Here is a 9,579-nt window from a genome sequence, read left to right as displayed (position 1 = left end):
GCCCAGCCCGGCGTTCAGGCCCAGGGCGGTGCCCTGGCGCGCCTTGGGGAAGAAGAAGCTGATGTTGGACATGCTCGACGAGAAATTGCCGCCGCCGAAACCGCACAGCAGGGCGATGATCACGAACACGCTGTAGGGCGTGTCGGGGTTCTGCACCGCGACACTCATCCACAGGCAGGGAATCAGCAGCGAGGCGGTGCTCAGCGCCGTCCAGCGCCGGCCACCGAAGATCGGCACCATGAAGGAGTAGAAGATGCGCAGCGTGGCGCCGGACACCGAGGGTAGCGCGGCGAGCAGGAACAGCTGGTCGGTGCTGAAGCTGAAACCGACGCTGTTCAGGCGCACGGTGACGGTGCTCCACACCATCCACACGGCGAAGGCCAGCAGCAGCGCGGGAATCGAGATCCACAGGTTGCGGGTGGCGATCTTCTGGCCCACCTCGTTCCAGAACACCGGGTCTTCGGGTCGCCAGTCACGCAGCAGCGGTCCCTGGGGAACGCCCAGGCCGGCGACGGATTTTTCAAGGACGCTCATCGTCATTCTCCTTGGGCAAGGGCGCTGGCCCGGCCCATGAGGGGGGTTTTGCGGATTTCGCTGACGTACATCCAGATCAGGGAGACCCAGACCACGCCGTACAGCAGCATGAAGGCGGAGGAGCGCACGCCGGTGAGGTCCACCAGGGCGCCGAACAGGATGGGCAGGATGAAGCCGCCGAGGCCGCCGGCCAGGCCGACGATGCCGGAGATGGCGCCCATGTTCTGCGGGTAGTCGTCGGCGATGTACTTGAACACCGAGGCCTTGCCGAACGCCCAGGCGATGCCGATGACGAACATCAGCGCGGTGAACAACCAGACATTGAGGCCGATGTGGAAGGTCTTCGGGCCGTTCACCGTCTGGATGGTGAAATCGGTCTGCGGGTAGGAGAGCAGGAACAGGCACACCCAGCTCACCCACAGCACCCACCAGGTCACGCTCTGTGCGCCCCACTTGTCCGACATCCAGCCGCCGACGGCGCGCAGCACACCGCCGGGCAGCGAGAAGCAGGCGGCCAGCAGTGCGGCGGTCTGCAGGCTGAAACCGTATTCCTGCACGTAGTACTTGGTCATCCACAGCGCCAGCGCCACGTAGCCGCCGAAGACGATCGAGTAGTACTGGCAGTAGCGCCACACGGCCGGGTCCCTGAGCGCCGCCAGCTGCTCGCGCAGCGACACGCTGCTGGCCACCCGGTGGGCCTTGTTGTCGCTGGTGAAGAACCAGAACAGCAGCGCGGTGATGAACAGGATCGCCGAGAACACCTGGGGCACCAGTTGCCAGCTGCCGTAGGCGATCAGCGCCGGGGCAAGGAACTTGGTCAGCGCCGAGCCGGCATTGCCGGCGCCGAAGATGCCCATGGCCAGGCCCTGGTTTTCCTTGTCGAACCACTTGGCGACGTAGGCGATGCCTACCGAGAAGGAGCCGCCGGCCAGGCCGACGAACAGGCCCAGCACCAGGAACTGCCAGTAGGCGGTGGCTTCGGCGATCAGGTAGATGGGCAGCACGCAGGCCAGCATCAGCAGGAAGAACACCACGCGCCCGCCGAAACGGTCGGTGAGCATGCCCAGCGGCAGACGCACCAGCGAGCCGGTGAGCACCGGCGTGGCGGCCAGCAGGCCGAATTGGGTCTCGTTGAGCTGGAGCAGTTCCTTGATCGGCACGCCGAGCACCGCGAACATCATCCAGACCATGAAGCAGACGGTAAACGCCAGGGTGCTCATACTCAGCACCAGGGCTTGCTGTACCTTCGCACGACTCATAATCCACCTCGCCGATGGCTCCTTGTGTGGGTGCCATCTTGGGCGCGGCGGCCTCGTCAACCTTGATGAAAATCATGGTGGACGTGGGGGTGGCGCTCCTAGGATCGGCCGGCTTACCCCGAAAGAGGTAATCCCGTTTTCTTCGGAAAACCCCTTGTTTTTCAATAGATTGGATTTCCACTTCGGTTCGCTGCGGGTGCCGCGTGGGTACCGCGAACTCTTTGGAGGTAGCTGTGGCAAAACGCTGGTGGAATGGCTCGCTGCCCGCCCGGGCCGGGGTCGCGGTGTCGCTGATCGTGATCTTCGCGCTGGCCAGCGCGCTCAGCTCGGGGCTGATTGCCAAGCTCAGCGAAGGGGATGCCGCGGCCATCAACACCGCCGGCTCGCTGCGCATGGCCATCTACCGCATGACCTGGAAGCTGGAGGCCGAGCACAGCACGGAACAGGTGCGCCAGTTGACCACGCAGTTCGAGGAGCGCCTGGCCAGCCCGGCGCTGACCCTGGAGCTGAAGAGCAATGCCGATCTGCATGACGCCTACCTGGCGCTGCAGCAACGCTGGCGGGAGGAGCTCAAGCCGGCGCTGCTGAGCGGAGACTTCGAAGACTTCCCGCCGCGCGCGGAGAACTTCGTCGAACAGCTGAACGCCTTCGTGCTGCTGCTGCAGAAGCGCAGCGAGGCCAAGCAGGGCTGGGTGCAGACCATCCAGGGTCTGGCGCTGTTCGTCACCGTGGTGGTGCTGATGGTCGGCATCTACCAGCTGCAGGGCACCGTGCTGGCGCCGCTGCAGGAACTGGTCGCCGCCAACGAGCGCTTCCGCTCCGGCGATCTCGGGGTACGGGTGAAGTACGACGCCGAGGACGAGCTCGGCCAGGTGGCCGCTAGCTTCAATGCCATGGCCGAGGCCATCGAGCGCTCGCACCAGACCCTGGAACGGCGGGTGGCCGAGGAAACCGCCAACCTGGCGCAAGCCAACGCCGCCCTGCAGCTGCTCTACCAGAGCAGTCGCCGGCTGGCCAGCGGTGCCGCCGACGCCAATGCGCTGGGCAGCCTGCTGGAGGACTTCCGCAGCCGCCTGCCCGGTCTGCAGCTGTCGCTGTGCCTGCACGGCGAGCCCGGCCAGCCGGTCGAGCAACTGGTGGCCCTGCACAGCGACCGGGTGCGGGAGATCTGCGCGCCGGAGGACTGCGCCCTGTGCACCCTGCGCGGCACCCCCAACCTGCTGTCCTGCCCGGTGGTCAACCAGGGCAGCGAGCTGGGCGAGCTGCGCGCCAGCTTCGCCGGCCGTCCGGCGCAGGACTGGGAGGCCGAACTGATCCAGGCGCTGGCCAACCTGATCGGCACCGCGCTGTCGCTGGAACGCCAGCGCGAGCAGGAACACCGCCTGCTGCTGTTCGAGGAACGTGCGGTGATCGCCCGCGAGCTGCATGATTCGCTGGCCCAGGCGCTGTCCTACATGAAGCTGCAGGTCAGCCGCCTGCAGGCGCTGATGCGCCGGGGCGAATCCATGGAGCGCCTGGAGGCGGTGAGCGAGGAAATCCGCGAGGGACTGAACTCGGCGTATCGCCAGCTGCGCGAGCTGCTTACCACCTTCCGCCTGTCCATCCAGGAGGGCGGCCTGGAGCAGGCGCTGCAGGACACCACCCGGGAGTTCGCCGAGCGGGGTGACTTCCAGGTGCGCTTGCAGGTTCAGCCGCTGGCCTTCAACCTGTCGGCCAGCGAGCAGATCCACGTGCTGCAGGTGGCGCGCGAGGCGCTGTCCAACTGCGCGCGGCATGCCGGCGCGGATCAGGTGACGGTCGCCCTGCGCCAGGATGGCGAGCAGGTGGAACTGCTGATCGAAGACAACGGCCGCGGCCTGACCGGCGATTACGACCAGCGCCAGCACCATGGCCTGACCATCATGCAGGAACGCTCCCGCAGCCTGGGTGGCAGCCTGGCCATCGGCCCCGGCGAACCGTGCGGCACCCGGGTGCAACTGCGCTTCCGCCCGGTATTCCTGAGCCTGATTCCCCACGAGAGACTGACATGACCTACCGCCTGCTGCTGGTCGACGACCACCCGATGATGCGCCGCGGCATTCGCCAGTTGCTGGAACTGGAGGACGACCTGCAGGTGGTCGGCGAAGCGGGCAACGGCCAGGAGGCCCTGGACTTGCTGGCCGAGCTCAAGCCGGACCTGATCCTGCTGGACAACAACATGCCGCAGATGAACGGCGTGGAGACGCTGAAGAAGATCCGCGAGCGCGGCTTCACCGGCAAGGTGCTGCTGTTCACCGTGTCCGATGCCGAGGAGGACGTGCGCGACGCCATGCGCTTCGGCGCCGATGGCTACCTGCTCAAGGACATGGAGCCCGAGCAGCTGATCGACCAGTTGCACCGTGTGCTGCAGGGCCAGATGGCGATCAGCCCGGCGCTCACCAGCGTGCTGGCCCAGGCGCTGCGCAGCCCGCAGGGTCCGAGCCAGGCCGACCTCACCGACCGCGAGCGCCAGGTGCTGAAGATGATCGCTGCGGGCCTGAGCAACAAGATGATCGGCAACAAGCTGGGCATCACCGAGGGCACGGTGAAGGTGCACGTGAAGAACCTGCTGCACAAGCTCGGCCTGCGCGGCCGGGTGGAAGCGGCGGTGTGGGCGCTGGAGCACCTGCGCTAGCGCCACCACCCCGCACCATCGCGTCGGCATGGCGTGCCTGCGGCACGCACGGTGGCTCGGTGGAGCGCGATCCACCCTACGCAACGCCGCTTTTGTGGGAGCGGCTTCAGCCGCGATGCTCTTCGGGCTCGCGAATGAATTCGCTCCCACAGGTTCCTTCCTACGGGTCGTAGCGAAAGGTCTCGTCCAACTGCGCCGGACTGTCCACGGTCACCTCCAGGTCCTTCACCAGGCCATCGTCCAGGCCGTAGATCCAGCCGTGCACGGCCAGCGGCTGGCCGCGCAGCCAGGCGCCCTGCACGATCGGCGTGTGGCAGACGTTGCGCACCTGGCGCTGCACGTTCAGCTCGCAGAGCAGGTTCACCGCCTGCTCCTCGTCCAGCCCGGCGAAGCGTTCCAGGTTCTGGTGGTAGAGCGCCTTGATCGCGCGCAGCCAGTTGTCGATCAGTTGTCCCAGCGCGGCATGCCCGAGGGCGGCGCGCACGCCGCCGCAGCCGTAGTGGCCGCAGACGATGATCTCGCGCACCCGCAGTACATCGACGGCGTACTGCAGCACCGACAGCAGGTTCATGTCGGTGGCCACCACCATGTTGGCGACGTTGCGGTGCACGAACAGCTCGCCGGGCATCAACCCAACCACCTCGTTGGCCGGCACGCGGCTATCCGAGCAGCCGATCCAGAGGAATTCCGGCCGCTGCTGGCGGGCCAGCCGGACGAAGAACTCGGGGTCGCGGGCCCGCAGCGTGGCCGACCAGTGGCGGTTGTTGCTCAGCAGTTGGTGAATGTCCATGGGCCTACTCCCGGAAGAATCGCGGCCTGATTAGCACGCGTCCGGCGGGCCGCCGTTGTCGTTGGTCAAGATCGCCCGGTCGATGCCCCACGGCTAAATCCGAGCAAACTGATCAAGATCAAGCAGCTTCGCGCGCCGAAGCGGCGACACTAGGTCGCACCCACTGGCCATGCCCCTTTGGAGGTAGTGCCACGGTGGAATGGTCGCCTCGCCACCGCCTCCTTACCATGGGCTCGGCCCTTCCGTTTGTGTGGCCAGATGGCGCCATTAGGCGGGGCCTCGCGGCCGGCGCCGAAACGGGAACAGATCCTAGAGGTGCACATGCTGACCGACATGGAAATACTCACCACGCTCCGCCAACACCCGCTGTTCGAAGGGCTGGCGGAAGGACCGTTCCAGGAAGTCTGCCGGCTGGCCATCCAGCGCCGGCTGGACGCCGGCGAATGCCTGCTGCATCAGGGCGAGCCGGCCGAGCGTTTCTACGTGCTGGTACAGGGCCAGATGAAGCTGACCCGCGTGCTGATGGAAGGCCAGGAAAAGCTGGTGGAGATCGTCCAGCCCGGACAGAGCTTCGGCGAGGCCCTGATGTTCAGCGGCCAGGAGTGCAACCCGTTCAGCGCCAGTGCCCTGAAGGCCTGTTCGCTGGTGAGTCTGGACAGCCTGCACTACCGGCGCCTGCTGGAAGCGCAGCCGCAGTTGTGCCTGAACCTCTTGGGGCGTTTCAGCCAGCGCATGCAGCAGTTCCTCGACGAAATCGACACCCTGGCCATGGCCAATGCCAGCCAGCGGGTGGCGCGCTATCTCAATCAGGAACTGCAGGACGGCGCCAACCTGGTGCAGCTGCACGTGCCCAAGCGCCTGATCGCCTCGCAGCTGGGCATCCAGCCGGAGACCTTCTCGCGCATCCTGCACCGGCTGATCGACGCCGGCATCATCGCCATGGAACGTCGCAACATTCGGGTGCTGGACACCCCTGCGCTCACCGGCTTCATCCAGTAACGCCTGCTTCAGGAGGTGCGCGATGCCTGATCCCAAACTTCCCCTGGTCTACTCCTGTTCCGGCTGCTCCAACGTGGCGCAACTGGCCAACACCCTGGCGGTGCGCCTGGACCGCGGCGGCCTGGCGGAAATGTCCTGCATCGCCGGGGTCGGCGGCCGGGTGGCCTCGCTGGTCAACAAGGCCAACTCGCAGCGGCCGATCCTGGCCATCGACGGCTGCCAGCTGCAGTGCGTGCGCGCCTGCCTGGAGCAACACGGCGTGACCGCCAACGTGCACGTGGTGCTCAGCTCCTACGGACTGAAGAAGCGCCACCACGAGGACTTCTCCAGCGAACAGGCCGATGAACTGGTCGAGGAGATGCGGCAGATCATCGCCAGCGACCGCATGCGCCCCACCCCGCCGCCACCGGCGCCGAAACCGGAACCGAAACTGCGCGTGGTGAAGTGATTCAGCCACGCACCTCGAAGGCCGGGAACAGGGTTTCCAGCCGCTGACGCAGCGCTGGCCATTCGGCCGGCGCGAGACTCGGGCCCAGCCCGGCATCCAGCATGCGCGCGCTGCGCACCGGCTGCAGCACGAAGCGTTGCACGCCGCGCTCGGCCAGCTGGCAGGCCAGGGTCCACAGCCGCTCGGCATCCAGCAGTTGCCAGTGCAGGGTGGTGCGGCATTCGTAGGCGACGCCACTGTCCAGCAAGCAGTCCAGGCTCTGCCAATTGGCGCGGTCACTGTCCGCCACCCCGGTGATCGCCGGCCCGTGCCCGGGCGGCGCCTTGACATCGAAGCCCACCCAATCCACCTGTGGCAGCACCCGGGCGAAACGTTGCGGCTTGATGCCGGCGCTGTGCAGGCCAACCTTGAAGCCCATCTCGCGCACCTGGGCCATGGCGGCGGCCAGCGCCGGCTGCTGGGTCGGTTCGCCGCCGCTGAACACCACCGCCTGCAACAGGCCGACGCGTCGTTCCAGGAAGGCCAGCAGGTCCGTCCAAGCCAGCGGCGTGTCGCCGCGCGCCGGGATCAGTTGCGGGTTGTGGCAGTAGCGGCAGCGCCAGCCGCAGCCCTGGCAGAACAGCACGCAGGCCAGGTGGTCGGGGAAGTCGAGGGTGGTCAGGGGGACCAGCCCCCCGACCCTGAGCGTTGCATTCACGCGGAGCGACCGTTGGCCGCCGACTCGGTGAAGTGGCGGCGCTCACGGTGCTCGGACTGCTTGCCGGGATTGAAGGCCGCCACCGGACGGTGGTAGCCCATCACCCGAGTCCAGACTTCGCAGCGCTGGCGTTGTTCCTGGGGAAGTTGCGTGTGCATGGATAACTCCTTTGGGTTGGGGGGAAATGGGTCAGGCGCAGCGCTGTTGGTGCAGCAGCGCCTCGTCGCAACGCGGACAGAACTCGTGCTCGCCGGCCAGGTAGCCGTGCACGGGGCAGATCGAGAAGGTCGGCGTGACGGTCAGGTACGGCAGGCGAAAACGGCTCAGCGCGGCGCGCACCAGCTGCTTGCAGGCCTCGGCGGAGGAAATCCGCTCGGCCATGTACAGGTGCAGCACGGTGCCGCCGGTGTACTTGCACTGCAGCGCGTCCTGCAGCTCCAGCGCCTCGAAGGGATCGTCGGTGAAGCCCACCGGCAACTGCGAGGAGTTGGTGTAGTACGGCGCCTCGACGCTGCCGGCCTGGAGAATGTCCGGATAGCGCTTGCGGTCTTCCCGCGCGAACCGGTAGGTGGTGCCTTCGGCGGGGGTGGCTTCCAGGTTGTAGAGGTGGCCACTGTCCTCCTGGAATCGCACCAGGCGCGCGCGCACGTGGTCGAGCAGGCGCAGCGCCAGTTGCCGGCCAGCCTCGCTGTGCAGGCCTTCGCGGTCGCCGGTGAAATTGCGCAGCATCTCGTGCAGGCCGTTCACGCCGATGGTGGAGAAGTGATTGCGCAGGGTGCCCAGGTAGCGCTTGGTGTAGGGGTACAGGCCATTGTCCATGTGCTGCTGGATGACCTTGCGCTTGACCTCCAGGCTCTCGTAGGCGAGATCGAGCAGCAGGTCGAGCTGGCGGAACAGGCCCGGCTCGTCGCCCCGGAACAGGTAGCCCAGGCGCGCGCAGTTGATCGTCACCACGCCCAGCGAGCCGGTCTGCTCGGCCGAGCCGAACAGCCCGCCGCCGCGCTTGAGCAGCTCGCGCACGTCCAACTGCAGGCGGCAGCACATGGAGCGCACCTGGTTGGGCTGCATGTCCGAGTTGAGGAAGTTCTGGAAGTACGGCAGGCCGTAGCGCGCGGTCATGTCGAACAGGCGCGTGGCGTTGTCGCTGTCCCAGGGAAAGTCGTGGGTGATGTTGTAGGTCGGGATCGGGAAGGTGAACACCCGGCCCAGGCCGTCGCCGGCCATCATCACCTCGATGTAGGCGCGGTTGATCACGTCCATCTCGGCCTGCAGCTCGCCGTAGGCGAAGGGCATTTCCTCGCCGCCGATGTAGGGGATCTGCTCGCGCAGGTCTTCGGGGCAGACCCAGTCGAAGGTCAGGTTGGTGAAGGGCGTCTGGGTGCCCCAGCGCGACGGCACGTTGAGGTTGTGGATGAATTCCTGGATGGCCTGGCGCACCTGCTCGTAGCCCAGGCCGTCCTTGCGCACGAACGGCGCCAGGTAGGTATCGAAGCTACTGAATGCCTGGGCGCCGGCCCATTCGTTCTGCAGGGTGCCGAGGAAGTTGACCATCTGCCCCAGGGCGCTGGACAGGTGTTTCGGCGGCCCCGCCTCGACCCGCCCGGGAATGCCGTTGAAGCCCTCGTTGAGCAGCGAGCGCAACGACCAGCCGGCGCAGTAGCCGGCCAGCATGTCGAGGTCGTGGATGTGCAGGTCGCCCTCGCGGTGCGCGGTGCCGATGGCCGGGCTGTACACCTCGTCCAGCCAGTAGTTGGCGGTGACCTTGCCGGAGACGTTGAGGATCAGCCCGCCCAGCGAGTAGCCCTGGTTGGCGTTGGCGCGCACCCGCCAGTCCTCGCGCGACAGGTATTCGTTCATCGACGCGGCCACGTCGACCAGCGCCTTGCGGTCACGGCGCAACCGGCCGTGGCGGGCCCGGTGCAGGATGAAGGCCTTGGCGCTGGCGTAGTGGCCGGCCTCCATCAGCGCCTGCTCGGCGAGGTCCTGCACCGCCTCCAGCTCCACCGCGCCCGCCGCCGGCAGGCGCGCCACCACGCCCTGCGCCAGCTGCGCCGCCTGCCGATCGTCGAACTCGCCACTGGCCCGCCCCGCGGCGGCAACGGCCAGGCGGATACGCTCGCCGTCGAACGGCACGCGCTCGCCGCCGCGCCTGATCACCATGTCCGGCATGTACGCTCCTCCACTTCCCACATATAGATT

General features: G+C 67.0%; 10 protein-coding genes. 4 read left to right on the top strand and 6 right to left on the bottom strand.

The window, feature by feature from the left end; genetic code table 11:
• On the bottom strand, positions 1-534 hold a 534-nt coding region (locus VL129_RS14875), incomplete at its 3' end, for an MFS transporter (protein WP_325414039.1).
• A gap of 2 nt (positions 535-536) precedes the next feature.
• Positions 537-1,793, bottom strand: coding sequence for an MFS transporter (locus VL129_RS14870; RefSeq protein WP_325414037.1), 1,257 nt, complete (start codon positions 1,791-1,793; stop codon positions 537-539).
• Between the two features lie 233 nt (positions 1,794-2,026).
• Between VL129_RS14870 and VL129_RS14865 the strand changes: the two genes are divergently transcribed.
• A complete protein-coding gene (locus tag VL129_RS14865) occupies positions 2,027-3,823 on the top strand; it encodes a type IV pili methyl-accepting chemotaxis transducer N-terminal domain-containing protein (RefSeq protein WP_325414035.1) in 1,797 nt (598 codons plus the stop codon).
• Positions 3,820-4,446: a two-component system response regulator NarL gene (gene narL / locus VL129_RS14860; RefSeq protein ID WP_325414033.1), complete on the top strand. Its 627-nt coding sequence runs from the start codon at positions 3,820-3,822 to the stop codon at positions 4,444-4,446. The genes VL129_RS14865 and narL overlap by 4 nt, the downstream gene beginning before the upstream one ends.
• 160 nt (positions 4,447-4,606) lie before the next feature.
• On the opposite strand, the gene can is transcribed toward narL, so the two are convergent.
• Positions 4,607-5,236, bottom strand: coding sequence for a carbonate dehydratase (gene can, locus VL129_RS14855; RefSeq protein WP_325414031.1), 630 nt, complete (start codon positions 5,234-5,236; stop codon positions 4,607-4,609).
• Positions 5,237-5,557: 321 nt separating this feature from the next.
• On the opposite strand from can, the gene VL129_RS14850 reads away from it, so the two are divergent.
• Together VL129_RS14850 and VL129_RS14845 are read left to right on the top strand one after the other, a co-directional pair.
• A complete protein-coding gene (locus VL129_RS14850) occupies positions 5,558-6,235 on the top strand; it encodes a Crp/Fnr family transcriptional regulator (protein ID WP_325414029.1) in 678 nt (225 codons plus the stop codon).
• Between the two features lie 22 nt (positions 6,236-6,257).
• On the top strand, positions 6,258-6,683 hold the full coding sequence (locus VL129_RS14845) for a putative zinc-binding protein (RefSeq protein WP_325414027.1): 426 nt from the start codon (positions 6,258-6,260) through the stop codon (positions 6,681-6,683).
• 1 nt (position 6,684) lies between these two features.
• On the opposite strand, the gene VL129_RS14840 is transcribed toward VL129_RS14845, so the two are convergent.
• From VL129_RS14840 to VL129_RS14830, 3 genes are read right to left on the bottom strand one after another with little or no spacing between them, the layout of a single operon-like run.
• A complete protein-coding gene (locus VL129_RS14840) occupies positions 6,685-7,380 on the bottom strand; it encodes an anaerobic ribonucleoside-triphosphate reductase activating protein (RefSeq protein ID WP_325414025.1) in 696 nt (231 codons plus the stop codon).
• The gene (nrdD, locus tag VL129_RS14835; RefSeq protein ID WP_325414023.1) at positions 7,377-7,538 is read right to left on the bottom strand and encodes an anaerobic ribonucleoside-triphosphate reductase; all 162 of its coding nucleotides are present in this window, start codon (positions 7,536-7,538) and stop codon (positions 7,377-7,379) included. The genes VL129_RS14840 and nrdD overlap by 4 nt, the downstream gene beginning before the upstream one ends.
• 31 nt (positions 7,539-7,569) lie before the next feature.
• On the bottom strand, positions 7,570-9,540 hold the full coding sequence (locus tag VL129_RS14830; RefSeq protein WP_414705213.1) for a ribonucleoside triphosphate reductase: 1,971 nt from the start codon (positions 9,538-9,540) through the stop codon (positions 7,570-7,572).
• Between the last annotated feature and the right edge of the window lie 39 nt (positions 9,541-9,579).

Source organism: Pseudomonas sp., assembly GCF_035497915.1.
Classification (GTDB): Bacteria; Pseudomonadota; Gammaproteobacteria; order Pseudomonadales; family Pseudomonadaceae; genus Serpens.
Note: the sequence above shows the minus strand (reverse complement) of the source record. Positions and strands in the feature narration are given on the sequence as shown.

Coding starts and splice junctions, on each gene's coding strand:
- VL129_RS14870 (WP_325414037.1), bottom strand. CDS start 1,793: ATGAGTCGTGCGAAGGTACAGCAAGCCCTGGTGCTGAGTATGAGCACC.
- narL (WP_325414033.1), top strand. CDS start 3,820: ATGACCTACCGCCTGCTGCTGGTCGACGACCACCCGATGATGCGCCGC.
- can (WP_325414031.1), bottom strand. CDS start 5,236: ATGGACATTCACCAACTGCTGAGCAACAACCGCCACTGGTCGGCCACG.
- VL129_RS14850 (WP_325414029.1), top strand. CDS start 5,558: ATGCTGACCGACATGGAAATACTCACCACGCTCCGCCAACACCCGCTG.
- VL129_RS14845 (WP_325414027.1), top strand. CDS start 6,258: ATGCCTGATCCCAAACTTCCCCTGGTCTACTCCTGTTCCGGCTGCTCC.
- nrdD (WP_325414023.1), bottom strand. CDS start 7,538: ATGCACACGCAACTTCCCCAGGAACAACGCCAGCGCTGCGAAGTCTGG.
- VL129_RS14830 (WP_414705213.1), bottom strand. CDS start 9,540: ATGGTGATCAGGCGCGGCGGCGAGCGCGTGCCGTTCGACGGCGAGCGT.